The organism is Streptomyces sp. NBRC 109706 (genome assembly GCF_000974485.1).
Lineage (GTDB): Bacteria > Actinomycetota > Actinomycetes > Streptomycetales > Streptomycetaceae > Streptomyces.
Genome location: NZ_BBOM01000005.1, coordinates 497535 through 524094, shown reverse-complemented (window position 1 = coordinate 524094; position 26560 = coordinate 497535). Strand labels below are relative to the sequence as shown.

29 protein-coding genes and 1 pseudogene are annotated in these 26560 nt (G+C 72.6%); 18 read left to right on the top strand and 12 right to left on the bottom strand.

Going from position 1 to position 26560, the window contains the following annotated elements:
• Nucleotides 1–24: 24 nt before the first annotated feature.
• From AOM46_RS07290 to AOM46_RS07280, 3 genes are all read right to left on the bottom strand, one after another.
• On the bottom strand, nt 25–921 hold the full coding sequence (locus AOM46_RS07290; RefSeq protein WP_078856573.1) for a DUF2797 domain-containing protein: 897 nt from the start codon (nt 919–921) through the stop codon (nt 25–27).
• Nucleotides 918–1799, bottom strand: a complete 882-nt coding sequence (locus tag AOM46_RS07285) for a helix-turn-helix transcriptional regulator (protein ID WP_199823944.1) — start codon at nt 1797–1799, stop codon at nt 918–920. The genes AOM46_RS07290 and AOM46_RS07285 overlap by 4 nt, the downstream gene beginning before the upstream one ends.
• 78 nt (nt 1800–1877) lie before the next feature.
• Nucleotides 1878–2273 (bottom strand): helix-turn-helix domain-containing protein, encoded by a 396-nt coding sequence (locus tag AOM46_RS07280; protein WP_062207181.1) that lies wholly within the window; start codon nt 2271–2273, stop codon nt 1878–1880.
• 25 nt (nt 2274–2298) lie between these two features.
• Between AOM46_RS07280 and AOM46_RS07275 the strand changes: the two genes are divergently transcribed.
• The 3 genes from AOM46_RS07275 (at nt 2299) to AOM46_RS07265 (ending at nt 4046) form a co-directional block, all read left to right on the top strand.
• Nucleotides 2299–2757, top strand: a complete 459-nt coding sequence (locus AOM46_RS07275; protein ID WP_078856572.1) for a nuclear transport factor 2 family protein — start codon at nt 2299–2301, stop codon at nt 2755–2757.
• 66 nt (nt 2758–2823) lie between these two features.
• The gene (locus AOM46_RS07270; protein ID WP_199823932.1) at nt 2824–3279 is read left to right on the top strand and encodes a hypothetical protein; all 456 of its coding nucleotides are present in this window, start codon (nt 2824–2826) and stop codon (nt 3277–3279) included.
• A gap of 71 nt (nt 3280–3350) precedes the next feature.
• Complete coding sequence (locus tag AOM46_RS07265; RefSeq protein WP_062207179.1) at nt 3351–4046, top strand: maleylpyruvate isomerase family mycothiol-dependent enzyme; 696 nt, start codon at nt 3351–3353, stop codon at nt 4044–4046.
• Between the two features lie 56 nt (nt 4047–4102).
• Here AOM46_RS07265 and AOM46_RS35155 read toward each other — a convergent pair whose 3' ends face one another.
• Entirely contained in the window at nt 4103–4348 is a 246-nt protein-coding gene (locus tag AOM46_RS35155) for a helix-turn-helix domain-containing protein (RefSeq protein WP_234313715.1), read from the bottom strand.
• A gap of 229 nt (nt 4349–4577) precedes the next feature.
• A pseudogene (locus tag AOM46_RS35150) lies at nt 4578–5015 on the bottom strand (AraC family transcriptional regulator); the annotation flags it as partial.
• Nucleotides 5016–5186: 171 nt separating this feature from the next.
• Between AOM46_RS35150 and AOM46_RS07255 the strand changes: the two are divergent.
• The gene (locus tag AOM46_RS07255) at nt 5187–5831 is read left to right on the top strand and encodes a class I SAM-dependent methyltransferase (RefSeq protein ID WP_062207175.1); all 645 of its coding nucleotides are present in this window, start codon (nt 5187–5189) and stop codon (nt 5829–5831) included.
• 7 nt (nt 5832–5838) lie between these two features.
• Here AOM46_RS07255 and AOM46_RS33040 read toward each other — a convergent pair whose 3' ends face one another.
• The 5 genes from AOM46_RS33040 to AOM46_RS07230 form a co-directional block, all read right to left on the bottom strand.
• The gene (locus AOM46_RS33040; RefSeq protein ID WP_062207173.1) at nt 5839–6042 is read right to left on the bottom strand and encodes a hypothetical protein; all 204 of its coding nucleotides are present in this window, start codon (nt 6040–6042) and stop codon (nt 5839–5841) included.
• Between the two features lie 117 nt (nt 6043–6159).
• Nucleotides 6160–7002 carry a helix-turn-helix transcriptional regulator gene (locus tag AOM46_RS07245; RefSeq protein WP_062207171.1) on the bottom strand — a complete coding sequence of 281 codons (843 nt, stop codon included), beginning with the start codon at nt 7000–7002 and terminating at the stop codon, nt 6160–6162.
• A gap of 180 nt (nt 7003–7182) precedes the next feature.
• A complete protein-coding gene (locus tag AOM46_RS07240; RefSeq protein WP_062207169.1) occupies nt 7183–7383 on the bottom strand; it encodes an acyl-CoA carboxylase epsilon subunit in 201 nt (66 codons plus the stop codon).
• Nucleotides 7384–7419: 36 nt separating this feature from the next.
• Nucleotides 7420–9000, bottom strand: a complete 1581-nt coding sequence (locus AOM46_RS07235; RefSeq protein ID WP_062207168.1) for an acyl-CoA carboxylase subunit beta — start codon at nt 8998–9000, stop codon at nt 7420–7422.
• Between the two features lie 59 nt (nt 9001–9059).
• A complete protein-coding gene (locus AOM46_RS07230) occupies nt 9060–9680 on the bottom strand; it encodes a TetR/AcrR family transcriptional regulator (RefSeq protein ID WP_062207166.1) in 621 nt (206 codons plus the stop codon).
• Nucleotides 9681–9882: 202 nt separating this feature from the next.
• Between AOM46_RS07230 and AOM46_RS07225 the strand changes: the two genes are divergently transcribed.
• The 7 genes from AOM46_RS07225 to hutH all read left to right on the top strand — a co-directional run bounded on the left by AOM46_RS07225 (nt 9883) and on the right by hutH (nt 18142).
• A complete protein-coding gene (locus AOM46_RS07225; protein ID WP_062207164.1) occupies nt 9883–10830 on the top strand; it encodes an NmrA family NAD(P)-binding protein in 948 nt (315 codons plus the stop codon).
• Between the two features lie 611 nt (nt 10831–11441).
• Nucleotides 11442–11873 (top strand): GrpB family protein, encoded by a 432-nt coding sequence (locus AOM46_RS07220; RefSeq protein WP_062207162.1) that lies wholly within the window; start codon nt 11442–11444, stop codon nt 11871–11873.
• A 29-nt stretch (nt 11874–11902) separates the two neighbouring features.
• On the top strand, nt 11903–12790 hold the full coding sequence (locus tag AOM46_RS07215) for a biotin--[acetyl-CoA-carboxylase] ligase (RefSeq protein WP_062207160.1): 888 nt from the start codon (nt 11903–11905) through the stop codon (nt 12788–12790).
• 213 nt (nt 12791–13003) lie between these two features.
• Nucleotides 13004–14062, top strand: coding sequence for an adenylate/guanylate cyclase domain-containing protein (locus AOM46_RS07210; RefSeq protein WP_062207158.1), 1059 nt, complete (start codon nt 13004–13006; stop codon nt 14060–14062).
• 33 nt (nt 14063–14095) lie between these two features.
• A complete protein-coding gene (locus AOM46_RS07205) occupies nt 14096–14932 on the top strand; it encodes an enoyl-CoA hydratase/isomerase family protein (protein WP_062207156.1) in 837 nt (278 codons plus the stop codon).
• A 70-nt stretch (nt 14933–15002) separates the two neighbouring features.
• Nucleotides 15003–16049, top strand: a complete 1047-nt coding sequence (locus AOM46_RS07200) for a diguanylate cyclase (RefSeq protein WP_062207154.1) — start codon at nt 15003–15005, stop codon at nt 16047–16049.
• 551 nt (nt 16050–16600) lie between these two features.
• A complete protein-coding gene (gene hutH / locus AOM46_RS07195; protein ID WP_062207152.1) occupies nt 16601–18142 on the top strand; it encodes a histidine ammonia-lyase in 1542 nt (513 codons plus the stop codon).
• Between the two features lie 163 nt (nt 18143–18305).
• Here hutH and AOM46_RS33860 read toward each other — a convergent pair whose 3' ends face one another.
• Nucleotides 18306–18479, bottom strand: coding sequence for a hypothetical protein (locus AOM46_RS33860; RefSeq protein WP_158920279.1), 174 nt, complete (start codon nt 18477–18479; stop codon nt 18306–18308).
• A 105-nt stretch (nt 18480–18584) separates the two neighbouring features.
• Between AOM46_RS33860 and AOM46_RS35145 the strand changes: the two genes are divergently transcribed.
• Both AOM46_RS35145 and AOM46_RS07185 read left to right on the top strand, forming a co-directional pair.
• Nucleotides 18585–19271 carry a hypothetical protein gene (locus AOM46_RS35145; RefSeq protein WP_234313669.1) on the top strand — a complete coding sequence of 229 codons (687 nt, stop codon included), beginning with the start codon at nt 18585–18587 and terminating at the stop codon, nt 19269–19271.
• A 175-nt stretch (nt 19272–19446) separates the two neighbouring features.
• Complete coding sequence (locus AOM46_RS07185; RefSeq protein ID WP_062207150.1) at nt 19447–20703, top strand: Ig-like domain-containing protein; 1257 nt, start codon at nt 19447–19449, stop codon at nt 20701–20703.
• Between the two features lie 81 nt (nt 20704–20784).
• Here the strand turns inward: AOM46_RS07185 and AOM46_RS07180 are convergent, their stop codons facing one another.
• Nucleotides 20785–21447, bottom strand: a complete 663-nt coding sequence (locus AOM46_RS07180; protein ID WP_062207148.1) for a GntR family transcriptional regulator — start codon at nt 21445–21447, stop codon at nt 20785–20787.
• Between the two features lie 224 nt (nt 21448–21671).
• Here AOM46_RS07180 and AOM46_RS07175 point away from each other — a divergent pair, with 224 nt between their 5' ends.
• The 5 genes from AOM46_RS07175 to AOM46_RS07155 are packed head-to-tail and all read left to right on the top strand — an operon-like array spanning nt 21672 to nt 26560.
• Nucleotides 21672–22355 (top strand): RraA family protein, encoded by a 684-nt coding sequence (locus AOM46_RS07175; protein WP_062207146.1) that lies wholly within the window; start codon nt 21672–21674, stop codon nt 22353–22355.
• Nucleotides 22356–22405: 50 nt separating this feature from the next.
• On the top strand, nt 22406–23272 hold the full coding sequence (locus AOM46_RS07170; protein ID WP_062207144.1) for an NAD(P)-dependent oxidoreductase: 867 nt from the start codon (nt 22406–22408) through the stop codon (nt 23270–23272).
• Between the two features lie 45 nt (nt 23273–23317).
• Complete coding sequence (locus AOM46_RS07165) at nt 23318–24310, top strand: carbohydrate ABC transporter permease (protein ID WP_078856567.1); 993 nt, start codon at nt 23318–23320, stop codon at nt 24308–24310.
• Nucleotides 24307–25200, top strand: a complete 894-nt coding sequence (locus AOM46_RS07160; RefSeq protein WP_062207140.1) for a carbohydrate ABC transporter permease — start codon at nt 24307–24309, stop codon at nt 25198–25200. The genes AOM46_RS07165 and AOM46_RS07160 overlap by 4 nt, the downstream gene beginning before the upstream one ends.
• A gap of 10 nt (nt 25201–25210) precedes the next feature.
• On the top strand, nt 25211–26560 hold the full coding sequence (locus tag AOM46_RS07155) for an ABC transporter substrate-binding protein (protein WP_062207139.1): 1350 nt from the start codon (nt 25211–25213) through the stop codon (nt 26558–26560).

Below are 26560 nucleotides of genomic sequence, written 5' to 3'. Positions count from 1 at the left end.
GGTGCGGACACCGGGCCGCCGCGCTCAGAACAGCGCGGCCTGGTCCTCCGGTTGCTCCCGGTGCTCCACCGGTGCCAGCGGGGCGCTGAACCCGGCGTCCGGCGGGGCCGGGGCCAGGGCCCAGCCGGCGAGCAGCCGGGTGTCCAGCAGCACCAACCGCCCGCCGGGCGCGGCGAGATAGACGTCCCCGCCGATCCGGCAGCGCACCGTTCCCGTCAGCACGTGTCCTGGCGCGAGCGGTGCCACGGCCGAGGCGGGGCGGAGCCCGTCCGCCGGCAGCGGATAGGCGGCGGTGTGGTCGACGACGGCCGGTTCGCGGCGGGCCTGCCCGTCCGGCCAGCCGGGCAGCCGGTGGGCCCGTTCGGTGGTGGCGAGCAGGGCGGCGGCCCGTTCGTCCGCCGGGGCGGGGCGGAGCCTGGCGGCTCTCTTCCGGGCGGCGGTGACCCGGTCGGGCAGGCCGAGGGCCGCGCCCAGCAGATGCTCGCAGCGGCGGGCGGCCGGCAGGGGGCCGGTCGACAGCACGGTGGAGGCGAGCGCGCCCTGCTCCAACAGCCGGGATGCGCCCCGTTCGACGGCCGTGATGCCGACCTTGACCACCGAACCGTGATGGGCGAGATAGACGGTGAACGGGCGCGGATCGTCGAGGCCGGTGTCGGTGGCGACCGAGTGGCTTCGGTCCAGCGTCTGGCAGGAGGCGCAGCGCGCGCCGCGCGCCGCCGGATCGATCAACGCGGCGGTGGGGCACGCCAGTTGTCGCCCCGAGCGCCAGACGCCGACACAGCGGCGATCGGCGCCGACGGTGAACGCCAGCTCGGCGCCCACCGGAAGCGGGCTGGAGCGCGCGACCCCGCCGGGCCCGGCCCACTCCCAGCCGGCCGCCCCGTCGCGCCAGCCCACGCCGAGGGTCCGCCAACCGCTCACTCCGCCAACTCCCCGCCCGCGGCCGCCCGTTGGTCGGCAACCTGGCCCGAAAGCAGCCGCAGCGCGTCCGCTGACGGATCGTCATAGGGCGTGTAGATCTCCAACCGGTGGTCGACGCTGTCGGGTTGGAGCCACACCTGGTAGTCGACGTCGACCCGGCCGACCGTCGGATGGCGCAGCCGCATGGTGCCCACGGTGCAGTCGGCGACATCGCCGACGGCCCACAGCCTGGCGAAGTCCTCGCTGTGCATGACGAGTTCGCCGATCAGCCGGGCGAGCCTGCGGTCGGTGGGGTTGCGTCCGGCGGTGAACCGCAGATACGCCACGTGGACGCGGGCCAACTCGTCCCAGTTCCGGTGCAGTTCACGGGTGTGGGAGTCGAGGAAGAACATCCGGGGGATGGACGGCCTGCGTTCGGGGTCCTGGGGCGCGTCGAAGTCGAGGTGCCCGGCGACCAGGGCGTGCCCGGTGCGGTTCCACGCCAGCACGTCCCCGCGCCGCCCCAGGACGACGGCGGGCGTCAGCTGGTCGAGCGACGCCAGCAGCGCGAGCACCCGGGGGTGCGGCCGTTCGCACCGCTGGCGGACCGGGGGCGGCCCGGCCGGTCGACGGGCCAGATTGTGCAGATGCGCGGTCTCCGTCGCGTCGAGCCCCAGCGTGCGGGCGAGGGCGTCGAGGACCTGCCGGGACGCCGTGCCGGCCTGGTCCTGTTCCAGCCGGGTGTAGTAGCCGGCGCTCACGCCGGCGAGTTGGGCCAGCTCCTCGCGCCGGAGGCCGGGAACGCGGCGCGCCGTGCCATAGGTCCTGAGCCCGGCGGCGGCCGGGGTGACCCGCGCGCGGCGACTCTTGAGGAACGTTCCGACGCTCTCCGCACCCATGGCCAGTTCCATGCTTCCGAGCATAGGGCGGCGACGGCATCCCCCGGGTGCCCATGGACGGATGCCGCTGGACGGTGCCTAGGCGGTGGGCGGCGCCGCGCCCCAGTCCCAGAGGGCCTGGAGGACGGGGCCGAGGGCCCGGCCGTGCGCGGTCAGCCGGTAGGTGACGGTCGCCGGCCAGCCCGGGTGGCGCTCGCGCCGGACCACGCCGGCGGCGGCCAACTGCCGCAGCCGGTCGGTGAGGACCTTGTCGGACAGCTCGGGCAGCGCGGCGGACAACTCGCCGTAGCCCAGCGGTGCCTCCGCCCGCAGCAGCTCCCGCACCAGCAGCGTCGTCCACCGCCCGCGCAGCGCCGCCAGGGTCACCTCCACCGGACAGTCCGGCCGCGGCCGCGAGGTCTCCGCGCGCGGATCCTCGGGCAGCCCGGGGCGGGCCGGGGCCGGTGTCCGGTGGCGCACCGTTGGGTGAGTCACGAGGGGGCCTCCTAGGGTCGCCGGCATGAACACAGCCATGAGCGGATCGTCGTCCGCGGCGTCCCCGCACGATAGTCCGCCGCCGACCCGACCCCTGCCGCCGGCCCGGCCCCTGCCCCTGGCGCGGGAGGCGGAACGGGTCCCCGAGGTCTTCGCGTCCCGTTTCAACAGTGGTGACGCGGCGGCGCTCGCCGAGATATACGTGCCCGACGCGGCGTTTGTCACCGCCGAGGGGCGGGTGGCGCGCGGAGCCGACGCCATCGCGGCGGCCAACGCCGGTTTCCTCGCCCTGGGTTACCCCATCGCGGTGCGCCCGCGCGCGGTCACGGTGGTGGGCGACACCGCGCTGCTGGTCGTGGACTGGGAGCTGCCGGGCGCCGAGGTAGCCGGTACCGCCACCGATATCGCCCGACGCGGCGCCGACGGCCGTTGGCGTTATCTCGTGGACAGCCCGTTCGGCGGCGGTCGGGCCGGGGCGCGTTGATCGGTGACCCTATGGCGGGATATGCGCCGTTGACCGGAGACATGCCGGTGGTCATACCGTTCTGTCATGGCCACGAACAGTGAACCCGTGATCCTCGACAGCGACGTCGACGGGCGGGAACTCCCGTCCACCACCCGCCCCAGCGTCCTGGTCGTCGCCGTCGACTCCAGGCTGGTCGACCTCCGCACCCTGCCGGACTTCAGGACCACCAGGGTGCGCGCCTCGCGCGCGGCGATCGACGCCGAACTGACGGCGCTCGGGCTGACCGTGGAGCGCTGCGTCATCGACCTCGGCGCGACGGCGGAGGCCGTGGTGCGGGAGGCCCTGTCGCGCGGCGACTTCGACTGCGTGCTGATCTGCGCCGGGGCCCGGGTGGTCCCGGAGAACCTGCTGCTGTTCGAGCGCGTCATCAACACCGTCCACCGGCACGCCCCCCGGGCGACCATCTGCTTCAACAGCTGCCCGGCCGACACCGTGGACGCCGCCCGGCGCGGGCTGGCCGCCGCGGCCGCCAACCGTTAGCCGCCGGCCTTCGAGGGGGCGTCGGGGCGGTGTCCGGCCGGATTGTCAGTGGGGCGCGCTACCTTCTCCCCATGGAATCGGCACTGCTTCTCCATCATCTGCACACCGGGTTGACCGCCTTCCGCGCCTGCCTCGACGGCGATCTGTCCGCGCCCGTCGCGCACTGCGGCGACTGGACGCTGCTCGATCTCGCGGAGCATCTCGGCAGCGAGAACATCTGGGCGGCCACCGCCGTGACGGAGGGGCACGGCGACGGCGGCGGCGGCGGGCCGGCGCCCCGCGAACGGGCGGCGCTGATCCGCTGGTTCGAGGACACCTCGCGGACGCTGCGCACCGCCCTGGACACGGATCCCGCCGCCGAGGCCTGGACGTTCCATCCACCCCGTACGGTCGGCTTCTGGCAACGACGCCGCGCCCTGGAGACGCTGGTGCACCGCTGGGACGCCGAATCCGCCCTGGGCGCCGCCCGCCCGCTCGACCCCGAGCTGGCGGGCGAGGGCGTGGCGGAGGTCTTCGACACGATGGCCCCCCGGCAGGTGGCCCGTGGCCGCGCCCGACCGCCGCGCCAGGCGCTGCGCCTCACCGCCACGGACACGGGCGCCAGCTGGGTCCATGGGGCGGGCGTCCCGGCGGCCACGATATCGGCGCCGGCGGAGCAGCTTCTGCTGCTGCTCTGGGGCCGCATACCCACCACCAGCCCCGCCCTCCACTGGGCCGGCGACCGCGAGACCGCCCTCGCTGTCCTCGCCGGCCCGCTCACCCCCTGAGGACCCCGCTCACCCCTGAGGGCCCGTCACCGGCGGCGGTGCTTCCCGGCTGAACGTCAGGGCTTCGGCGCGCGGTTGAGGTCGACGCCGCGCAGGGCCGCGGCGCGGTAGTCGCGTGGTGGGACGCCATAGGCGGCGCGGAAGGCCCGGCTGAACTCGGCGGGCCGCCGGAAGCCGAGGCGGAGTGCGATCGCGCTGACCGTGACGCCGGCCAGCAGGGGGTTGGCCAGCTCGCGACGGGCCCGTTCCAGCCGCTGGCGGCGGACGAAGCCGGTGACGGTGGTGCCGTGCTGTTGGAACAGCCGGTGCAGCGAACGGGGGGGGGGAGAGATGGTGGGCTCTGGCGATGGCCTCCGGGGTCAACTCCGGATCGGAGAGGTGGTGGTGCACAAAGCTCTGGACGTGCAGAAAGAGCGCGTGCGGATACCGTTCGGCCGGCTCATGGGGGCGCTGGTCGACATGCTGCCCGATGGTGGCGGCGAGCAGCTCGATGAGCACCGCGCCGAGCCGGGGCGCGTCCTCCGGGCCGTACTCGTGCGGACGTTCGGTCAGCTGGGTCAGCATCCGCGCCAGGATCTCGCCGAAGCCCCCGTCGCTCGACAGCGCGGTGGAGAGCAGCGCGGTGAGCTGGTCCGGCCGGGCCGGCAGCAGCCGACGCGGCAACTGCACCAGGATCTGGTGCACACCGTCCCCCCTGCTGGGCAACGCCCAGCCGTCGAACGGATGGGAGGAGTCATAGAGCACCATGCCGCCGTCGCCGAAGCACGCCTCGTTCCGCGACTGGGCCAGCCGCATCCGGCCGCTGACGGTCAGGGAGAGCTGCAGATACTCGGGGTCGCCACGGCGAATCAGCCTGGGCGTGCGGCGGACCCGGGAGATGGAGGGATAGAACATCGACGAGACCTGGGCGAGCCCCAGATCCACCATGGTGAGCGAGGCACGGAAGTCGTCCGGATGCTCCGTGCGCATCGCGGTCGGGATCAACGCCGCCATGGTCATGTCGTGCCACCAGGCGAACCGATCCGCCGAGGGAAGGTCGTCGGCCGACTGCGTGACGGTGAACATTTCCGTCAACACCTCTGCTGCGCCTACGAGTTGGGGACCAAGCCAAGGATACCCGCGGTTGACTACGTTACGGCCATGAACGAGAACGACTGGCTGGCCGACACCCGAGCCTCCTATGACACCGTCGCGGCCGACTACGCCGAGTTGCGGCGCGGCGCCCTGGCCGAACAGCCGTGGCTACGGGCGGCGTTGGGTCTGTTCGCCGAGCAGGTGAGCGCTGCCGGCGGTGGCCGGGTCGCCGATATCGGCTGCGGTTCCGGCACCGTCACCGCCCATCTGCGCACCCTGGGCGTCGACGCCTTCGGGATCGACCTCTCGCCCGGCATGGTCGAGACGGCCCGCCGCGACCATCCGGGCGTGCGGTTCGACGTCGGCTCGATGACGGACCTCACCCTCCCCACCGGCTCGCTGGCCGGGCTGCTCGCCTACTGGTCGCTGATCCACCTCCCGGACGACGAGGTGCCCACCGTCCTCGACCACTTCCACCGGGTCCTGCGCCCGGGCGCACCCCTGCAACTCGGTTTTCATGTCGGCGACGGGTCACGGCTGAAGACCCAGGGCTACGGCGGCCACCCGATGCGGGTCCGGGTCCACCGCCGCCGTCCCGAGCGGATGGCCGACTGGCTCCACGCCGCCGACTTCGAGATCGAGGCCCAACTCCTCCTCGATCCGACCAACCCCGTCCCCCAAGCCCTCCTCCACGCCCACCGCCGCCGCTGACCCACGGCTATCCCCGGACGGGAACCGGACACTCCGGAGTGTCCAGCCACGACCGCCGGCCGCCGTCGCCCGTGCCGCCGCCGTTGGTGTCACTGTGCCCCGAGTCCTGCCCCTCGGAGCCGCCACCCCCGTGGCCCGCGCCCGACTGGCTGTCGTCCTGCTGGCTTCCGCCCTGCCCGCCGCCCGTGCCGCCGCCGTGCTTTCCACCCATCGTGTGCTCCCTCGCATCGTCGATGTGCCTGTGCGAGCCACGTTAGGGACGGGCGAGGGCCGCTGTCGGAGCTGATGCGCCGTTATTCCCGTACGGGCGCCCGCTGTTCCCCATGATTCAGCGGGAGTCCAGGGCCCGCCTGGCGCGGGAGATCACCCGATGGGCGTCCGCGCCATAGACGGCGGCGTCCGCCAGGGACCGCCACACCTTGCGGTGGACACCCACACTGTCGGCATCGTCCAACCAGAGTTCCGCGTGCCAGTCCTCCACGATCACCAGGCGGTCGTCGTAGACCCAGAACCCGTTGGCCGGTGGGATGTCGAGCGGGGCGTCGAACGGGACGATGCCCAGGGTGAGGGTGTCGAGACCGATGGCGCCCGCCAGCCGGTCGAGCTGCGCGGCGAGCACGGAGGGCGGGCACACCAGAGCGCGGAGCGCCGCCTCCCACATCACGATGTGGAAGGTGCGGCCCCGCTGGTACAGCATGTCCTGATGCCCCATCCGCGCCCGCACGGCCTCGTCCGTGTCACGGACGGACTGGTGCAGATCGGCGTAGCGGAGAAAGACATGGCGGGCGTAGTCGGCCGTCTGGAGTATCCCGACGACCATGGCCCCCTCCCAGACGTGGAAGGTCCGGGTGCGTTGGTACTCGACCGTCAGCGCGTCCTGAACCGGCTTGTGCCCGGCGGCGAGTCGGCGGCGCCAGGAGCGGGTGCGGGACTCCAGGCTCCGCAGCCGGGTGATCAGCTCCTCGGCGGCCTCCGGCCGGTCGGTGCCCTCCGCCCAGGCCAGCAGGTCCTCCGCCGTCGCGGTCTGGCGGCCGGTCTCCAGCTTGCTGACCTTGGACTGCGGCCAGCCGAGCCGAGCCGCCAACTGACGCCCGGTCAGGCGCCGCTCGGCGCGCAGCTCACGCAGCCGCGCACCGAGGGCCACCCTCGCCTGCTGATAGTCGGTGCTCACGCCGCCGGTGGCACCTGTTTCGTGAACGACTCGGTGCCGATGAACCGGAGTCGTCGCGCCATTGTCGTTGTTCCTCTCACAGCGGGACAGGTCCCGATCAGGATGGGAGGGGAACGGCCCTGCTGTCCCGGGTGATTCGCGGTGATTCTCCGGATGGTGGTGGGCGGAGTCGGCCTCGCCCTACCTGGGCCAGTAGCTGGTGCGCCAGGCGTGGGGGCCCGGGGTGGGGAGGGGGGCGGGTGGGGTCGGGGTGGACCAGGTGTTGGCCGGGGTGGGTGGGGTGGGGGGCGGTTGGGCGTGGGTTCTGGCGACGGCCAGGGTCGCCGCGATGGCGGCGGCCAGTTCCTCGGGTGTCGGGTTGCCCCGGACAACGCTGATCAACTTCTCCGACCTCCTCAACGCGCTTACCGTGGCGGGCTACAGCGGGATGTTGCCGTGCTTCTTGGGCGGCAGCTGCGCCCGCTTCCCGCGCAGCGCGCGCAGTCCACGGACGATATGGCGGCGGGTGTCGGAGGGGGCGACCACCGCGTCGACATAGCCGCGTTCGGCGGCGACATACGGGTTGAGCAGCGCCTCCTCGTACTCGGCCGTCAACTGGGCGCGCGCCGCCTCGCGTTCGGGGCCCTCGTCGATCGCGGCGAGCGCCCGGCGGTGCACGATGTTGACCGCGCCCTGGGCGCCCATCACCGCGATCTGCGCGGTGGGCCAGGCCAGGTTGAGGTCGGCGCCCAGATGCTTGGAGCCCATCACGTCATAGGCGCCGCCGAACGCCTTGCGGGTGATCACCGTGATCAGCGGGACCGTCGCCTCCGCATAGGCGAAGATCAACTTCGCGCCGCGTCGGATGATCCCCTGGAACTCCTGCTCGGTGCCGGGCAGGAAGCCGGGCACGTCGACAAAGGTGAGCACCGGGATGTTGAACGCGTCGCAGGTGCGGACGAAGCGCGCGGCCTTCTCCGAGGCGTGGATGTCCAGGCAACCGGCGAACTGCAGCGGCTGGTTGGCCACCACGCCCACCGGGCTCCCCTCGACCCGGCCGAATCCGGTCACGATGTTGGGCGCGAACATCGGCTGGGTCTCCAGGAACTCGCCCTCGTCCAGCACCCCCTCGATGACCCGGTGCATGTCATAGGGCTGCTGCGCCGAGTCCGGGATCAGCTCGTCGAGTTCGAGGTCGCCGGCGCTGACCGCCAGGTCCGCCTCCTCCGGGAAGGCGGGCGGGTCGGTCAGGTTGTTGGACGGCAGATAGGAGAGCAGCGCCTTGACGAAGTCGATGGCCTCCTGCTCGTCGCCGGCCATCTGGTGGGCCACCCCGGAACGGGTGTTGTGGGTGCGGGCACCGCCCAGCTCCTCGAAGCCGACATCCTCGCCGGTAACGGTCTTGATCACATCGGGGCCGGTGATGAACATATGTGAGGTCTGGTCGACCATCACCGTAAAGTCCGTGATCGCGGGGGAGTAGACCGCGCCACCCGCGCAGGGGCCCATGATCAACGAGATCTGCGGCACCACGCCGGAGGCGTGCACATTGCGCCGGAAGATCTCCGCGAACAGGCCGAGCGCCGCGACCCCCTCCTGGATCCGCGCCCCACCGCCGTCGTTGATCCCGATCACCGGACAGCCGGTCTTCAGCGCGAAGTCCATCACCTTGACGATCTTCTCGCCGTAGACCTCGCCGAGCGAGCCGCCGAAGACCGTGAAGTCCTGCGAGTAGACACAGACCGGGCGCCCGTCGACCGTGCCGTAGCCGGTGACGACGCCGTCGCCCAGCGGACGGTTCGCGTCCAGTCCGAACGCCGTGGAACGGTGCCGCGCGAACTCGTCCAGCTCGGTGAACGAGCCCTCGTCCAGCAGGAGTTCGATCCGTTCCCGGGCCGTCAGCTTGCCCTTGGCGTGTTGTTTCGCCACCGCGCGTTCGGACCCCGCGTGGGTCGCCTCCTCGGTGCGCCGCCGGAACTCGGCGATCTTGCCGGCGGTGCCGTGGCTGTCAACATCCACGCGAAGGCTCCTCCTCGTCCCTGGCCACCCGGCAGCCGGCTGGGCTACCGCACCGTAGGTTAGCCGCACCCGCGCCGTTCGGCGGGTGCGACCCCGGTCACTTCGCCGTCGGGGCGGGGGCCGAGGCCCGTCACCGCCAGACGGAAGAGGCGGTGGGCCGAGGCCGCCGGGTCCCGGTGGTGTTCGGTGGCGAGGACGACGCCGACGGCCAGGGTGATCAGGTCGGCGACGGTGACGCCCTGCGTCACCGCGCCGTCGTCCGCCGCGCGGCGGAGCAGCGGCTCGCCCGCCGTCTCCAGCGCCGCCGAGCAGGCGTTCTCGGTGATCGAATCGGACGAGGGGCCCTCGTAGGCCAGCGCGGCGGCCAGCCCCCGGGCGGCGACGCAGTACGCGACCACATCCGTCAGCCACTCCAGCAACGTGCCCCGGCTGTCGCGTTCGGCGGCGACGCTCAGCTCGTGGGCGCGGACGGACAGCGCCTCGATCCGCTGCCGGGAGACCGCCTCCAACAGCGCGTGGCGGGTGGGGAAGTGGCGGCGCACCGTCGCCGAGCCGACGCCGGCGACGCGGGCGATCTGTTCCAGCGAGGCGCCCGCGCCATGGGCGGCGACCTCCTCCTCGGCCACGGCGAGGATCCGCGCGTAGTTGCGACGGGCGTCCGCGCGCTGACGTTCGGGCATCGCGTTCGCCTCCTGGATCGTTCTGGACCGCTCTGGATCGTTCTGGATCGTTCTGGATCGTCGGGGGCCGTCCTGGACCGTCCTGGATCGTGGGGGCCGATTGCTAAGTGGCGGGCCCCGCCATATCGTAGCCGAAGATAAACGGCGGACCCCGCCACTTAACGGGGTCCGTCTGCCGACGCCCGAACCCGAGGAGCCCCCCATGTCCAACGAGTCCCGGCACGCCGATCCCTCCGCGCCCGTTCTGGTGACCGGCGCCACCGGGCGGCAGGGCGGGGCCACCGCCCGCGCCCTGCGCGCGGCCGGCGTGCCCGTCCGCGCGCTGGTGCGCGACCCGACGACCCCGCGCGCCCGGGCCGTCGCTGCGCTCGGCGTCGAACTGGTCACCGGCGACCTGCGCGACCGCGACTCCGTGATCCGGGCGGCGACGGGCGCCCGCGCCGTGTTCTCCGTGCAGATGGCCGAACTCACCGCCAGCGGCTTCGGGTTCGACTTCGACGGCGAGGTCGCCCAGGGCGTCAACCTCATCGAGGGCGCGCGGGCCGCCGGCGTGCCGCAGTTCGTCCACACCTCCGTCACCGGCGCCGGCCAACACGTCGACGAACCGGGCTGGTCGGCGACCCGTTACGCCCCGATCGCGGCCAGCCTGGGCGCCAAGAGCGCGATCCAGGACCGACTCCGCACGGCCGGCTTCCCGCACTGGACGCTGCTCAAGCCGGGGTTCTTCATGGCCAACTTCCTGCCGTCCATGGGGTTTCTGTTCCCGCGTGGCGTGGAGGGCGGGCTGGTCAGCGTGCTGAAGCCGGAGACCAGGCTCTCGCTGGTCGCGGTGGAGGACATCGGCCGGGCGGCGGCGGCCGCCATCGCCGCGCCGGACCGGTTCGACGGGGTGGAACTGGAGCTGGCCAGCGACCATCTGTCGATGATGGAGATCGCCGAGGTCCTGGCGCGTGCGCTGGGCGTCCCCCTGTCCGCACCCGAGATGACGGTGGAGGAGGCCCTGGCCGCCGGCATGCCGCCCATGGGCGCATCCCACGAGTGGCTGAACATATCCGGCCAACCGGGCCGCCCCGAGTACGCGCGGGACCTCGGCATCCAACTCACCACCTTCGACACCTGGACCCACCGAGAGCTGTCCCCCACCCCCTGACCGCCCCCGCCGCCCGCGCCTGCGCCGCGCCGCGCCACGCCACGCCGCGGGCCCGGCCTTCCGGCCTGGCGGCCGGAGAAAACCGTCCGACCCTCCGCGCCGGCCCGGGACCAGGGGGCTGCGCCCCGGGCCCCGCCGGCCGCTGGAGGCCGTTGGCCCCTTCGTGCCGACCCGACCCCGGGCCTTCGTCCTCGCCCCCGCGCAGCGGCCCGCGTCCACGATGCGGGCCCGGTTTCCGGCCCCGCGCAGCGGCCTGCGCCTCTGGCTCGGCGCGTAGCGCCACTTCGTCCCTGGCGACCCATGCAGCGACCCGTTTTCCACGACGGTTCCGCTGGCCTCGGGCTTCCGCCGCCGCACTCCGCACCTCGCGCGCAGCGCCCCCCGCCGGTCCGGCCGACGCCCCGTTCCGGCCCGCGCAGCGGCCCGCGCGCCCGCCCCGGCCCCCGGCTCAGCGCCGCGCAGCGGCCTGCGGGCCGCTGTCCGGCGGGTGTTTATGATCATCGCATGACCATCCTTATTGCGGATTATGACCCTTCGTGGCCCGAGCAAGCGGCAGCGGCCAGTGCTGAGTTGGTGGAGGCGTTGCCCGGGATGTTCTGGAGATCGAGCATGTGGGGAGCACCTCCGTGCCGGGGCTGGCGGCCAAGCCGGTGATCGATCTGATGACCTCGGTCAACACCCTCGACGACGTGACCGACGAACGAGTGGCCGTGCTGGAGCGGTTGGGCTATCGCTTCGAGGACGTCGGGATGCCCAACCGGCTGTTCTACTTCCGCGAGAAGGCGCAGGGCGAGCGCAGCCACCACCTCCATATCGTCACCGCCGACACCTGGCCGACGCGCAACGAGCGGCTGTTCCGCGACCATCTGCGGGCGCATCCCGAGATGGCGGCCGAGTACGAGGCGGTGAAGCGGCGTCTGGCGGCCGAGACCGACGACGGTTTCACGTACACCAAGAGCAAGACCGAGGTGATCCAGCGCGGCGTGGACGCCGAGCGCACCGCACGCGGCCTGCCCCTGGTCACCGTCTGGGAGGAGGTCTGACGGCGAGCGCGCGGCTCTAGGCTGGCGGCATGAGCACCTCCCGTGGCCGTTGGTCCGACCTCGACCGTCCCCCGCTGGGCGCCGCCGCCCTGCGCTCCGCGCTGATCAGGCCCGGCGGGCCCTGGACCCGGCTGCGGGTGGTGGAGGTGACGGGCTCGACCAACGCCGACCTGGCGGCCGCCGCCAAGGCCGGCGACGCCGCGCCCGGCGAGATCCTGATCGCCGAGGAACAGACCAGCGGGCGTGGCCGGTTGGGGCGCGGCTGGAGCGCGCCGCCCAGGTCGGGGCTGTTCTTCTCGGTGCTGCTCGCGCCGGAGCCCGAGGTGCCGACCGAGCGGCTGCCCTGGCTGCCGCTGCTCGCCGGCGTCGCGGCGGCCAGCGCCCTCAGCCGGACGGCCGGCGTCGACACCGCGCTGAAGTGGCCCAACGACGTGCTGGTCACCGTGGGCGGGGAGGAACGCAAGCTCGGCGGCATCCTCGCCGAACGGGTGCCGCCCGGCGAACGGGTGCCGTCCGGCGGCGTGGTCCTCGGGATGGGCCTCAACGTGTCGCTGCGCGCCGACGAACTGCCGGTGCCGGGCGCCGGTTCGCTGCTGCTGGCCGGCGCCCCCGTCCGGGACCGCGACCCGCTGTTGCGCGCGGTGCTGCGTGCGCTCGGCACCTGGTACACCGGCTGGGTCGCGGCCGGCGGCGATCCGGAGACCGGCGGCGATCCGGCCGTGGGCGGGCTGCGCGACGCCTATGTGGCGGGCTGCGCCACGCTCGGCCGCCCCGTGCGGGCCGAGCTGCCGGGCGGCGACGAGGTGCGCGGCGAGGCGATCGCGCTGGACGGCGACGGCCGGCTGGTGATCGCGGACGCCGATGGCGTGCGGCACCCGCTGGGGGCGGCGGATATCGTCCACCTCCGGGCGACGTGACTTGGGGCACACCTGCCGTAGGGTTGGTGCTCGGGGACTCGTGACGGCGCGGTCGCGCCAGGGTGGCGGATCGTTCCAGGTCCGCCGGGCCCGGCGCGGCGCGGCGGCGGGCACCCCAGGACCGCGCCAGTGGGGGCGTGGCGGAGCGGAACGGTAGGACAGTGCGCGACGTAGGGACTCTCCCGTCAGGGGCTCTCCCGGTAGGGGCGGGCGGTGGCTGTGGCGGAGGCTGACCCAGGCCCGCCGGAGCCGACGGAAGGCGAGGACCCCCTCGCGTTGCGTATCGAGCAGCTGATCCTCGGCGCCGGTCGGCAGTACACGCCCTTCCAGGCGGCGCGGGCCGCCGGGGTGCCGATGGATCTGGCCTCGCGGTTCTGGCGTGCCATGGGCTTTCCCGATATCGGCCAGGCCCGCGCCCTGACCGAGGCCGATGTGCTGGCGCTGCGCCGGCTGGCCGGCATGGTCGAGGCCGGGCTGCTGAGCGAGTCGATGGCCATCCAGGTGGCGCGGTCGACGGGCCAGACCACGGCGCGGCTGGCGGACTGGCAGATCGACTCCTTCCTGGAAGGGCTCACCGAGCCGCCCGAGCCCGGCATGACCAGGACCGAGGTGGCGTATCCGCTGGTCGAGCTGCTGCTGCCGGAGCTGCAGGAGTTCCTGGTCTATGTCTGGCGGCGGCAGCTGGCGGCGGCCACCGGCCGGGTGGTGCAGGCGCAGGACGACGCGGAGATGGTGGACCGGCGGCTGGCCGTCGGCTTCGCCGATCTGGTCGGGTTCACCCGGCTCACCAGGCGGCTTGAGGAGGAGCAGCTGGGCGAGCTGGTCGAGGCGTTCGAGACCACGGCGGCCGACCAGGTCGCCGCGCACGGCGGCCGGTTGATCAAGACGCTGGGCGACGAGGTGCTGTTCGCCGCCGACGACGCCGGCACGGCGGCCGAGATCGGGCTGCGGCTGGTGGAGACGCTGGGGGACGATCCGATGATGCCCGAGCTGCGCGTCGGCATCGCGTTCGGCACGGTCACCACGCGGATGGGCGATGTCTTCGGCAACACCGTCAATCTGGCCAGCCGGCTCACCTCCATAGCGCCCAAGGACATGGTCCTGGTCGACGGCGCGCTGCGCGAGGAGCTGACGGTGGCGGGCCTGGCGCCGAGGTCGGAGAAGGCCGCCGAACGCAGCGAGGCGTACTCCTACGCGCTGCAGCCGCTCTACCAACGTCCGGTCCGTGGCCTCGGCATTGTCGAACCCTGGCTGTTGACCCGCCGGGGCTGACGTCCCGGGCGCGGCGGGTCGATAATGCCGCCCATGAGCGAGCGGGACGAGGACGCGGGACAGCGGACGGAGCGGCGGTACGGGGACGGGATCGCCGTGCTGCGGGACGAGGAGACCGGCGTGGTCCAGCTGTTGCTGGACCGGCCCGAGGCGATGAACGCGCTGTCGTCCCGGCTGGCCGCCGCGCTCGCCGAGGCGTGCGCGGCGCTGGCGGCCGACCCGACGGTGCGCGCGGTGGTGCTGGGCTCCACGCACGAACGGGCGTTCTGCGTCGGCGCCGACCTCAAGGAACGGAACGGTCTCGACGACGCAGGGCTGCGGCGTCAGCGCGCGGTGCTGCGCGCCGCGTTCGGCGGGGTGCTCGACCTGCCGATGCCGGTGATCGCGGCGGTGCGCGGCTTCGCGCTGGGCGGCGGCTACGAGCTGGCGCTCAGCTGCGATCTGATCGTGGCCGACGAGAGCGCGGTGGTGGGCCTGCCCGAGGTGTCGGTCGGGGTGCTGCCGGGCGGCGGCGGCACCCAGCTGCTGCCCCGGCGGGTCGGCGCCGCCAGGGCCGCCGAGCTGATCTTCACCGCCCGCAAGGTGCCGGCCGCCGAGGCGCACACCCTGGGCCTGGTCGACCGGCTGGCCGCGGCCGGCGCGGAGCGCACCGAGGCGCTGGCGCTGGCCCGGCGGATCGCGGGCAACTCGCCCGTCGGGGTGCGGGCCGCGAAACGGGCGTTGCGGCTGGGCGTCGGTCTGGACCTGCGCTCAGGGCTTGAGGTGGAGGACGCGGCCTGGAACGCGGTGGCCTTCTCCGCCGACCGCGTCGAGGGCATCGCCGCGTTCAACGAGAAGCGCCCCCCGAACTGGCCGGGCCTGAACGCCTGAACCCGCTAGGGAAAGGGACAGGGAGTAGCTGAAGGTAACAAAGCGGAGGGAACGGCCATAGCCTGGGCCCATGGCTGAGCAGAGGCTGTGGTCGCTGGTCGAGGTGGCGCGCGGGATGGCCGCCGAGCACGGCCTCGCCGAGGCCGCCAGGGCCGGCGCGGAACGCGCGCGCCACGCGCTCGGCGGCTCCTTCGCCGCGATATCCGTCCGCGAGTGGGCACGGGAGCCGGCGCGGCCCCGGCTGCGGGTGCTGGTCAACGTGGGGGAGTTGGGGGCGGACGAGGAACCGTTCCCCGACGCCGAGTTCCATCCCGCCGAGGCGCCCGGCGCCGAGGGCGCGGCGGCGGCGCTGACGGCGCCGGGGGAACGGGGGCGGGGCAGCGCGCTGACGGCGCCGATCCTGATACGGGGGGCGGTCTGGGGGGAGCTCTATGTCGCCAGGGGGCGCTCGGATCCCGTCTTCGGCGCGCGCGATCTGACGTTCGCGCCGGCGCTCGCGGCGGTGCTGGCCGCCGGCCTGGCCCAGTACGAACGGCTCGCCGAGGCCCGGCGGTTGGCGTTCACCGACGCGCTGACCGGCCTGGCCAACCGGCGGGCCGTCGACCACGCCCTGGCCGACGGCCTGCGGCGGCATCAGGCGTCGGGGGCGGAGCTGAGCCTGGTGGTCTGCGATGTGAACGGGCTGAAACGGGTCAACGACACCTATGGCCACGCGGCGGGGGACCGGCTGCTGGTCCGGTTCGCCGGCGTACTGTCAGGGGCCGCCGCCGATCTGCCGGGGGCGCTGGCCGCGCGTCTCGGCGGCGACGAGTTCTGCCTGTTCGCGGTGGGCGCCGAGGTGGCCGACGTGGAGCGGACGGCCGGCGAGGTGTGCCGGGGCGCCTCGGCGCTCGAACTGAGCGAGGGGGTGGCCTGCGGAGTCGCCTCCACGGTCGCCGTGCCCGGCCGGCTGCGGTCCAGCCGCCGCCTCCTCCGGCTCGCCGACGCGGCCCAGTACCGGGCCAAGGCCGCACGATCCCCCGCGCCCGTGGTGGCCGACCACACCGACTGGCAACGCGTCGCCTCCCTCCCCACCACCCCCACCACCCCCAACCGCCGCACCTTCCGCGACCGCTGACCCGGTCCGGGGCCCCCGGCCAGCCGGCCGTCCCGGCGCCGGCATGCGGCCGCCACCCACGCGCCCGCCGCCGTGCGCGCCCTGCCCTGGCCAAGGGCCCGGCTGCCCTCCGCCCGGCGGTCGGCCGGCTGGTCCGGCGCCGCGCTGCCACGATCCGGCCGGAGCTGCATGCGGTCACCGCCTGCCCGCCGCCGTACGGGCCCTGCCCTGGCCAGGGGCCCGGGCTGCCCCCCGCCCGGCGGCCGGCCGTCCCGGCCGGGCGCCGTGACCGCTAAAGCGCCGCGGGCCGGTCGCCTCGGCCTGGCCGGCCGCAGCCCGGGGCCTTGCCCGGAGGGCTCGTCGCCTTCGGCTGCCCCGCCGCAGAGCGCGCGCCCTCACCTCACCCGTTCCCGCTCTGCTCCCGCCGACCGGCGGCCGGCCGTCCCGGCCCCGCCCCCGACTTCGGTCCGCCCCCCGCCGACCGGCGGCCGGCCGTCCCGGCTCCGCCGCACCTTCCGCGACCACTGACCCGGTCCGGGGTCATTCATTCGCCTAGGCTGATGAATATGGATATGCAGAGCGTTGTGGTGCACTCGACTCCTCCCACCGTCGCCGAGGTGGTCGCCGTCGCGAGGGGCGGTGCGGGCGTCGAGTTGGCCGATGACGCGCTTGCCGCGATGGCCTCGGCGCGGCGGGTGATCGAGCGGTTGGCGGCGCGCACCGAGCCGGTGTACGGGGTGTCAACCGGCTTCGGCGCGTTGGCCGTTCGTTCCATCGAGCCGGATCTGCGGGCCCGCCTGCAGCGGAACATCGTCCGCTCGCACGCGGCCGGGCTCGGCCCCCGGGTGGAGCGCGAGGTGGTGCGTGCGCTGATGTTCCTGCGGCTCAAGACCGTGGCCTCCGGGCACACCGGCGTCCGTCCCGAGGTGGCGCACGCCATGGCCGCGTTGCTCAACGCCGGCATCACGCCCGTCGTGCACGAGCACGGTTCCCTCGGCTGTTCGGGCGATCTCGCCCCCCTCGCGCACTGCGCGCTGACGCTGCTCGGCGAGGGGGAGGCAGAGGGTCCGGACGGTCGGGTGCGGTCCGCCGCCGAGCTGTTGGCCGAGCACGGCATCGCGCCGGTCGAGCTGCGGGAGAAGGAGGGGCTGGCGCTGCTCAACGGCACCGACGGGATGCTCGGCATGCTGCTGATGGCCTGCTCCGACCTCGGCCGGCTGATCACCTCGGTCGATATCACCGCCGCGCTGACCCTGGAGGCGCTGCTGGGCACCGACCGGGTGCTCGACGCCGAGCTGCACGCCGTGCGCCCGCACCCGGGGCAGGCCGCCAGCGCCGACAACATGCTGCGGGTGCTGGCCGGTTCGGGGCTCACCGGGCACCATCAGGACACCGCGCCCCGGGTGCAGGACGCCTACTCGGTGCGCTGCGCGCCGCAGGTGGCCGGCGCCGGCCGGGACACGCTGGCGCATGCCCGCGCGGTCGCCGAGCGCGAGCTGGCCGCCGCCGTGGACAACCCGGTGGTGGTCGACGGGCGGGTCGCGTCCAACGGCAACTTCCACGGTGCGCCGCTCGGCTATGTGCTGGACTTCCTGGCCATCGCCGTCGCCGATCTGGCGTCGATGGCGGAGCGTCGCACCGACCGGCTGCTGGACCGGCACCGTTCGCACGGTCTGCCGCCGTTTCTGGCCGACGACGCGGGGGTCGACTCCGGGCTGATGATCGCCCAGTACACCCAGGCCGCCCTGGTCAGCGATCTCAAGCGGTTGGCGGCGCCGGCCTCGGTGGACTCCATCCCGTCGTCGGCGATGCAGGAGGACCATGTCTCCATGGGCTGGTCGGCGGCGCGCAAGCTGCGCACCGCGCTGGATCTGCTGACCCGGGTGATCGGCATCGAGCTGTATGCGGCGGCCCGCGCCCTGGAGCTGCGCGCCTCGGCCGAGCTGCGGCCGGCGCCGGCGACCAGGGCGGTGCTGGCGGCGGCGCGGGGGGCCGGGCTCGGCGGGCCGGGGCCCGACCGTTTTCTGGCGCCCGAGCTGGCCGCGGCCGAGGCCCTGGTGCGCGACGGCGGCCTGGTGCGCGCCGCCGAACGGGTGACGGGGCCGCTGGCCTGAGCGGCCGGGCCGAGATCACCAACCGGCCTGACCCGCGCGAAAGGGGACGGAACCGGCGCGGGGCCGGCCGGGGTTGTACGGGGGCAGGTAAATCCTGGGTAAAGAAATGGTGGAGATGGTGAGGGGTGATAGCGGGGCATCACCCGACAACTCGGGCGCCCGGCTAGCGCGATCCGGAGTCCAGGGGCTGGTCCAGGGGGATCACCGAGGGGGTCGAAGAGGCCTCGCCGTTGTCGCTGTAGGCGGAGGGCAGAAGCCAGACCACACAGAGGGCACAGGCGGCCACCATGCCGCTGATCAGCGATCGACGGTCGAGAGCACGAGGGGAACCGTTCACGGGGCGCTCCGGAATTGCTGCGTATCGGCGGCGTGAGAAGCGATGTTACGGGCCGGTGCGGGTCGTGGGGAAGAGGTGACGGCCTCGCGTCTTACGCTCCCCGTCATGAGCGAAGAGGTGGCCCCCGGGGCACGTCACGTCCGGGTTCGAGTCGAGATGGTGTTGGAGATCGCGGAGCCGGACGAGCTGATCAGCGCCGCCTGGTCGCGGATCGAGGGCGACACGCTGATGCCGGCCGAGGAACGGGAGCAGGCGGCCCGTGCCGTCTCCCGCGACGAGGCCGAGGCGGTGGCCTATCTGATCGACCCCGTCGACCTGGTCGGGGAGGTCCCCGGCGTCGTGCTGGCCCAGGCGTCGTGGAGCAGCGAACGCGCCGCCTTCGACCCCGACATCGCCTGGGACGCCGCGGACGACATGGACGAGGGCCTGGACGACGACGGCCTGGACGACGACGGGCCGGACGACGACGGGCCGGACGGGGGCCTGGACGACGGCTACGAGGGCGACGACACCTATGACGACCCCCATCGGATCGACGGCTACCCGCCCGAGGGCCGTCCGGCCGACGCCTATGTCTCCGACACCTACGAGGACGAGCTGGACGACGAGGGGCTGGACGAGGACGGGCTCGACCGGAACGGCCGGGATCCGCGCGGCGAGGCGGCCGCCCATGAACGCGACCTCTTCGAGGACGGTCTGGACCACGAGGAGCTTGCCGACCTGGCCGGCGACCCGATCGAACCCCCGCGCGGCGTCCGGGAGTTGGACGAGGGGGACGAGAGCCGCCGCTGATCCGACGAGCCCCCGCGGGGGCCACCGGCGCCCGGCCGTCCGCCGCGCGCCGCCCACGCACGCCCCCCGGGGAACCGTCGCCCCGCTTCGCCTATGGTGGAACAGGCTGCCGCCATATCACGTTCTCCCATAAGTCTTCCAGGGAAGCGCGGCAGCGGACGGAGAAACGATTCGGATGAGGGACGTCATGCGGCGCAAGGGCCTGACCACCGCAGCCGCGCTGCTGTGCGGAGTGCTGACGCTGGCCTCGTGCAGCGGCGGAGACGACGGGGACGAGACCCCGGGCGCCGAGGAGACGGGACAGAGCGAGGCGGACCAGGCCGCCGAGGACGCGAACACGTCGGACGCGGTGATATCGATCACCCCCGACGACGCCGCCACGGGCGTCGGCATCAACGACGACGTGCGGGTCGCGGTCGAGAGCGGCACACTGGACGAGGTGGTGCTGACGGCCCCCGACGCGGGGGTCGAGGTCGCCGGCTCCATATCCGACGACCAGGCGTCCTGGCAGCCGGACGAGCAGCTGGAGCGCGCGACGCGGTACGAGCTGACGGTGGTGGCCGTCGACGCCGAGGGGCGCGCGGCGCACCAGGCCACGACGTTCACCACGGTCGCGCCGGAGAACAGCTTCATCGGCTACTTCACCCCCGAGGACGGCTCCGAGGTCGGGGTGGGGATGCCGGTCTCGCTCAACTTCGACCAGGAGATCACCAACCGGGCCGCCGTGCAGCAGGCCGTGGAGATCACCGCGAGCAGCGGTCAGGAGGTCGTCGGCCACTGGTTCGACGGCAACCGCCTGGACTTCCGGCCCGAGACCTACTGGGACGCCGGCACCGAGGTCAATGTCTCGCTGGACTTCGACGGGGTGGAGGGCGCCCCTGGCATCACCGGCGTCCAGGACCGCGACTTCTCCTTCACCGTGGGCCGGTCCCAGATCAGCACGGTGGACGTGGAGAGCAAGCAGATGGAGGTCATCCGCGACGGTGAGACGCTGCGTACCGTGCCGATCTCGGCCGGCAGCGAGGAGACGCCCACCTACAACGGCCAGATGGTGATCTCCGAGAAGTACAAGGAGACCCGGATGGACGGCGCCACCGTCGGGTTCACCGACGACGACGGCGAGGGGGAGTACGACATCCCGGACGTTCCGCACGCGATGCGGCTCTCCACCTCCGGCACCTTCATCCACGGCAACTACTGGGGCGCGGACAGCATCTTCGGCAGCGTCAACACCAGCCACGGCTGTGTGGGGCTGAACGACGAGCAGGGCGCCGACGATCCGGACCAGGACGGGGCCTGGTTCTTCGAGGAGTCGCTGCTCGGGGACCTGGTCGTGGTGGTCAACTCGCCGGACGAGATGATCGCGCCGGACAACGGCCTCAACGGCTGGAACATGAGCTGGGACGACTGGGTCGCCGGCAGCGCGATCTGACCGCTTCATCCATGGCCCGGGACTTCGCGAAGTCCCGGGCTTCGGCGCGTGGTTGACGCCCCGCGCGTGGTTGACGCCCCGTCAGCCCGTTTCCCGGGGCGCGCGGTCGGCCAGCTGGGAGAACGAACGCTCGCCGTGCACCGCCAGCTCGGCCAGCACCGCCTCCGGATCGCCCGCCTCCACCAGCTCCAACAGATGGCGGTGGCGCGCCACATGGACGTCCAGGTCCTCGTAGTAGCGCTCCCTGGCATAGAGGTTGCGCGCCATGCAGAGCAGCAGCTGCCGGTGCAGTGAGGAGTAGATCTCCTCGATCCTGCGGTGCCCGGCCAGCCCCACCAGGGCCGCGTGGAAGGCGTAGCCGCTCTCCACCAGCGCCGCCCGGTCCTCCTCGGCTGCGCTCCGCTCCATCCGGCCGAGCGCGTCCCGGCAGACGGCGAGCCGTTCCGGCAGCCGCACCGGCACGCCCAGTTCTATCGCGGTGCGCTCCAACGCCGAGCGCAGCGTGAGGATTTCATAGACGTCCTGGTCGGTCAGCGCGGCCACGGTGGCGCCGCGCCTGGGCTGGACCAGGATCAGACCCTCCTGCTGGAGCAGCCGCATCGCCTCGCGCAGCGGCGGTCGGCTGATGCCGAGCCGCTCGGTCAGTGCCAGCTCGATCAGCCGGTCGCCCGGGCCGAGTTCGCCGGAGAGGATCATCTTGCGGATCGCGCCGGCGGCGAGTTGCACCAGGCTCGGCGGGTCCAACTGACCTTCCCCCGTTGGTTCTTCCGGGGGCGACGCCGGTGGGCGGGCGCTGGAAGCCATGGGCAGCCTTTCTTGGCTCAACGGATCTCACAACAGATCTCAGGATGGATCTCATCACAGAGTGTTGACGATGACATCGTCCCAGGGGCTTGTCGTTCGCCAGTGACTATTGTAGACAATAGGCCAGACAAACCGGGAACCGAGTCGATTGAGGACTGAGATCGATGGAGAAAGCTGAGCTGCTGCGCCTGTTCGACGGCCTGCGCGTGGCCGACGTACGGGACGGTCTGGACTGGGCGGGGCTGCATGCCAAGGGCACCGTCTCGCCCGAGATCACCCCGCTCTACGAGGGCGCCCGGTTCACCGGCATCGCCCGCACCATGCGCTTCAAGCCCACCGAGAAGGCGGTGCCCCCGCTGACTCCCGAGGAGTACACGAGCTGGGCCAACAACTGGTACCGGAACATCTACCCCAACAAGATCACCCCGACCATCGAGGAGGGCGACATCGTCGTCATCCAGTCCGCCGGGCTGCCGGTGGGCGAGATCGGCTCCAACAACTCCCTCGAATGGCACGCCGCCGGCGCCACCGGCATCGTCACCACCGGCGGGGTGCGGGACACCGACGAGTGCGTGATGCAGCGGGTGCCGATCTTCTGCCGCTACCGCGCGCAGTCGATGGTGCAGGGCCGCGTCGAGTTCGACGCCCTGCAGGTGCCGGTGGACATCGGCGGCGTCCTGATCCGGCCGGGCGATGTCGTCGTCGGTGACGGCGACGGCGTGGTGGCGGTCCCGGTGGAACACGCCGAGACGGTCGCCAAGTACGCCAGGCAGGAGCTGGAGAACGACAAGATCGGACGGCGGCGGCTCTACGAGAAGCTGGGCCGCCCGCTGGACGACACCGTCTGATCCCGCCGCCGCCCGTCAACCGTGCCCCCTCGCCGAGGAGTTCGAGCGTCATGACCCTGCACCGTGAGCACACCCGGGTCGGCTTTGTCGGCCTCGGCAATCTGGGGCTGCCCATGGCCGAGGCCCTGGCGGCGGACGGCTGGCGGCTGGCGGTGCACGATGTGTCGCCCGCGCGTGCCATCCCCGCCGGTTCCGAACGGGTCGCCGACAGCGCCGAGTTGACGGACTGTCAGGCGCTCTGTCTGGCCGTCCCCGACGACGCGGCGGTGGCCGGGCTGCTCACCGGTGAGCACGGTCTGCTGGCGCGGCTCGCGCCCGGCGCCGTGGTGCTGGTGCACAGCACCGTGCTGCCGGCGACCGCGCGGGAGCTGGCCGCAGAGGCGGAACGGGCCGGCGTCGGCCTGCTGGACGCGCCGGTCAGCGGGGGCGCGGAACGCGCCGCGCTGGGCGAGCTGTCCGTGATGGTCGGCGGCCCGGCCGACGTGCTGGAGAAGGCCCGTCCGCTGCTCGACTCGGTGGGGAACGACATCCGTCATGTCGGCCCCGCCGGGGCGGGCGCGGCCGTCAAACTCGCCAACCAACTGATGATGTTCGCCGCACTGGCCGGTGCCCACGAGGCGCTGGAGCTGGCCGCCGCACACGACGTCGCCGAGGACGCGGTGCTCGCCGTGGTCGCCGGCGGCACCGGTGACTCCTGGGTGGCCCGCAACTGGGGCTTCTTCGACCGGGTCGCCGACGCCTACGACGCCGGTGGCACGCCCGTGCGCGAACGTCCCTGGAGCAAGGACCTGTGGGAGGTGACGGCCGCGGCCCGCGCCGCCGGCGTCGACGTCCCACTGGCCGGTCTCCTCGCCCAGACCATGGCCGACCGCGTGGAGCACCACGCGCGCACGACCAGGGAGCGCCCGCCGCGTTGACGCGGGCGCCACCCCATGACCCCACGCCGAAGTGGAGGTTTCGCGATGCAGAAAAACGATCCGGGGCCGGCCGGAGGAAGACCCCAGGTCCTTCCCCGACCAGAGCCGGCCCCACCGGGGAAGCCCCCCGCCGAGCGGCGCCGCCGCTCCCGCCGGGCCAGCTCGGACAACCGGGCGGCCTACGCCTTTCTCACGCCCTGGCTGATCGGGATGCTGGTTTTCACCATCGGCCCGATGCTGTTCTCGCTCTATCTGGCGTTCACCCGCTACGACCTGTCCAGCGCGCCCGAGTGGGTCGGCTTCGCCAACTTCGAGCGGATGTTCACCACCGATCCGCGCTATATGGAGTCGGTGAGCGTCACCCTCACCTATGTCGCCTGGTCGGTGCCGCTGCTGCTGGCCGTCTCGCTGGGCCTGGCCATGCTGCTCAACCGGGGGCTGCGCTTTCTCACCGGCTACCGGGCGCTGTTCTACATGCCCTCGCTGATCGGCGGCAGCGTGGCGGTGGCCGCGCTGTGGCGGCAGATCTTCGGCGAGGAGGGCATCGTCAACAAGGCGTTGGCGCTGGTCGGGATCGAACACGCCAGCTGGGTCGGCGATCCGGACTCCGCGCTGTACACCATCGTGATCCTCCAGGTGTGGACGTTCGGCTCGGCGATGGTGATCTTCCTGGCCGGCCTGCGGCAGATCCCGCAGGAGCTGTACGACGCGGCCTCGGTGGACGGCGCCGGCGCGCTGCGCCGGTTCCGCAGCGTCACGCTGCCCATGCTGTCGCCGCTGGTCTTCTTCAACCTGCTGCTCAGCGTGGTCAACGCGTTCCAGGCGTTCACCAGCGCCTATGTGGTGAGCAACGGCAGCGGCGGACCCTCGGACTCGACGCTCTTCTACACCCTCTACCTCTACGAGCAGGGCTTCGCCCAGCTGAACATGGGCTATGCCGCCGCCATGGCCTGGGTCCTGGTGCTGGGCCTGGCGCTCTTCACCGGCGCCCTCTTCCTCAGCTCCCGTTACTGGGTCCACTACGGAGACGAGCGATGAGCCAGACCAACCCGGCGACCCGTCCCCGGCGCCTTCTCTTCGGGAACCGTCCCACCCGTAGTCCGCTGCTGCGCGGGCTGGCCAAGCACAGCGTCATGATCATCACGTTGACGCTGATGCTCTATCCGCTGCTGTGGATGTTCGGCGCCTCGCTCCGTCCCGACAACCAGGTGTTCAACACCCTGGGGCTGTGGAACGGCGCCTTCACCCTGGACAACTACACCGACGGGTGGGCCGGCGGCGGGCAGTTGAACTTCTCCCGGTTCTTCTTCAACTCGCTGACCATCACCGTGCTGAGCATCCTCGGCAACCTGTTCGCCTGCGCGTTGACCGCCTATGCCTTCGCGCGGCTCGAATTCCGGTTCAAGAAGACGCTGTTCGCGCTGGTGATCGGCACCCTGCTGCTGCCGTACCACGTGACGCTGGTGCCGCAGTACATCCTCTTCAACCAGCTGGACTGGGTCGGCACCATCCTGCCGCTGGTGGTGCCCAAGTTCATGGCCACCGACGCGTTCTTCATCTTCCTGATGGTGCAGTTCATCCGCGCCCTGCCGCCCAGCCTGGACGACGCGGCCCGGCTCGACGGCTGCGGTCACTGGGGCATCTTCTGGCGGGTGGTGCTGCCCCTGTCCGTCCCGGCGCTCGGCACCACCGCGCTGTTCACCTTCATCAACACCTGGAACGACTTCCTCGGCCCGATGCTCTATCTGACCGAACCCAAGTCCTGGACCGTCTCCCAGGGCCTGGCGACGTTCCTGGACGCCACCGGCCAGTCGGCCTACGGCTCGCTGTTCGCGATGTCGACGCTTTCCCTGGTGCCGGTGCTCGCGTTCTTCATCGCGGCCCAGAAGCTGCTCGTCGAGGGCATCGCCACCAGCGGGCTGAAGTGAGGAGGACCCCATGAGATCACCATCGCGAACCCTGTCGCGGCGACGTCGAAGCGGCCCGGCCGCGCTCGCCCTGCTGGGGGTCACCGTCCTCGCCGCCTGCGGCCAGGGGATGCCCGACCACACCCGGGACGAGCTGGCCGGCCAGGGCGAGATCGGCGGCGAGATCCGCCTCTCCTGGTGGGGCTCGGGCTCCAGGAACGAGAAGACCAACGCCGTCGCCGACATATTCGAGGAGGACCACCCCGGCGTCGAAGTGAGCCGGGAGACCGCGGACTTCGGCAACTACTTCAAGCGGCTCAACGTCCAGGGCGCCGGCCGCAACATGCCCTGTGTCACCCAGCTCCAGGCCCGCACCCTGGGCGATTTCACCGCCAGGAACGCGCTGCTGCCGCTGGATCCGATGATCGAGTCCGGCGCCATCGATGTCAGTGACATCCCCGAGGCCGTGCTGGACACCGGCAGGGGAGAGGACGGCAAGCTCTATATGCTGCCGACCGGCGCCGCCTATGACGCGCTGATGGTCAACGAGACCCTGGCCCAGGAGGCCGGCGCCGCACTGCCGGAGCCCGGCTACGACTGGGACGACTACATCGACTTCCTGCGCGACGCGGCCGAGGGGCTGCCCGACGGCATCCCGGCCACCTCGCTCAGGGGCGGGCTGCCCAACTTCTTCATCGCCTATGTGCAGGGCCTCGGCGAGGAGATGTTCGCCGGCAACGAGCTGGGCTTCGACCGGGAACTCCTCATCGAGTACTGGGAGATGTGGGAGGAGATCCGCGCCGAGGGGCTCGCCAACAGCCCCACGGCCAACGCCGAGGAGCCGCCGTCGCCCGAGGCCAGCTATGTGGCCAGCGGCGACGTCCTCTCCGACAACCGTCCGGGGAACGCCCTCACCCCCATCCAGGGCACCCTCGACGGGCAGGGCCAGGACCAGCGGATGACCAGCCTGCCGCTGCCCAGCGGGCCCGCCGGATCCGGCAACGTGCTGATCGCCTCCGGCCTCTCCATCCCCCGCAACTGCGACAACCTGCCCACCGCCGCCGCGTTCATCGACTTCTGGGCCAACGACCCGCGCAGCGGCGACACCTATGCCTCGGACAACGGCGCGGTCACCAACACCGCCCTGCTGCAACGCCAGTTGGACGATCCGGAACTGCCCGAGCTGAAGAAGCGCGAACTCGCCCTCTATCAGCGGATCGTGGCCGACGACCCGCCCAACGTGGTCTACCCGCCGGGCTATCTGGCCGTCTTCGAGTCCGCGTTCACCCGGGCCTACCAGGACGTCGCCTTCGGCGACCAGACCGTGCCCGAGGCCGTGGACACGTTCTTCGCCGAGGCCAACGACGGACTCGCCCGTTGA

Bases quoted from the DNA above. Each gene is read 5' to 3' on its own strand.
- AOM46_RS07285 (WP_199823944.1), bottom strand. From the start codon at position 1,799: ATGGGTGCGGAGAGCGTCGGAACGTTCCTCAAGAGTCGCCGCGCGCGG.
- AOM46_RS07275 (WP_078856572.1), top strand. From the start codon at position 2,299: ATGAACACAGCCATGAGCGGATCGTCGTCCGCGGCGTCCCCGCACGAT.
- AOM46_RS07270 (WP_199823932.1), top strand. From the start codon at position 2,824: ATGGCCACGAACAGTGAACCCGTGATCCTCGACAGCGACGTCGACGGG.
- AOM46_RS07265 (WP_062207179.1), top strand. From the start codon at position 3,351: ATGGAATCGGCACTGCTTCTCCATCATCTGCACACCGGGTTGACCGCC.
- AOM46_RS07255 (WP_062207175.1), top strand. From the start codon at position 5,187: ATGAACGAGAACGACTGGCTGGCCGACACCCGAGCCTCCTATGACACC.
- AOM46_RS33040 (WP_062207173.1), bottom strand. From the start codon at position 6,042: ATGGGTGGAAAGCACGGCGGCGGCACGGGCGGCGGGCAGGGCGGAAGC.
- AOM46_RS07230 (WP_062207166.1), bottom strand. From the start codon at position 9,680: ATGCCCGAACGTCAGCGCGCGGACGCCCGTCGCAACTACGCGCGGATC.
- AOM46_RS07225 (WP_062207164.1), top strand. From the start codon at position 9,883: ATGTCCAACGAGTCCCGGCACGCCGATCCCTCCGCGCCCGTTCTGGTG.
- AOM46_RS07215 (WP_062207160.1), top strand. From the start codon at position 11,903: ATGAGCACCTCCCGTGGCCGTTGGTCCGACCTCGACCGTCCCCCGCTG.
- AOM46_RS07205 (WP_062207156.1), top strand. From the start codon at position 14,096: ATGAGCGAGCGGGACGAGGACGCGGGACAGCGGACGGAGCGGCGGTAC.
- AOM46_RS07200 (WP_062207154.1), top strand. From the start codon at position 15,003: ATGGCTGAGCAGAGGCTGTGGTCGCTGGTCGAGGTGGCGCGCGGGATG.
- hutH (WP_062207152.1), top strand. From the start codon at position 16,601: ATGCAGAGCGTTGTGGTGCACTCGACTCCTCCCACCGTCGCCGAGGTG.
- AOM46_RS35145 (WP_234313669.1), top strand. From the start codon at position 18,585: ATGAGCGAAGAGGTGGCCCCCGGGGCACGTCACGTCCGGGTTCGAGTC.
- AOM46_RS07185 (WP_062207150.1), top strand. From the start codon at position 19,447: ATGAGGGACGTCATGCGGCGCAAGGGCCTGACCACCGCAGCCGCGCTG.
- AOM46_RS07175 (WP_062207146.1), top strand. From the start codon at position 21,672: ATGGAGAAAGCTGAGCTGCTGCGCCTGTTCGACGGCCTGCGCGTGGCC.
- AOM46_RS07170 (WP_062207144.1), top strand. From the start codon at position 22,406: ATGACCCTGCACCGTGAGCACACCCGGGTCGGCTTTGTCGGCCTCGGC.
- AOM46_RS07165 (WP_078856567.1), top strand. From the start codon at position 23,318: ATGCAGAAAAACGATCCGGGGCCGGCCGGAGGAAGACCCCAGGTCCTT.
- AOM46_RS07160 (WP_062207140.1), top strand. From the start codon at position 24,307: ATGAGCCAGACCAACCCGGCGACCCGTCCCCGGCGCCTTCTCTTCGGG.
- AOM46_RS07155 (WP_062207139.1), top strand. From the start codon at position 25,211: ATGAGATCACCATCGCGAACCCTGTCGCGGCGACGTCGAAGCGGCCCG.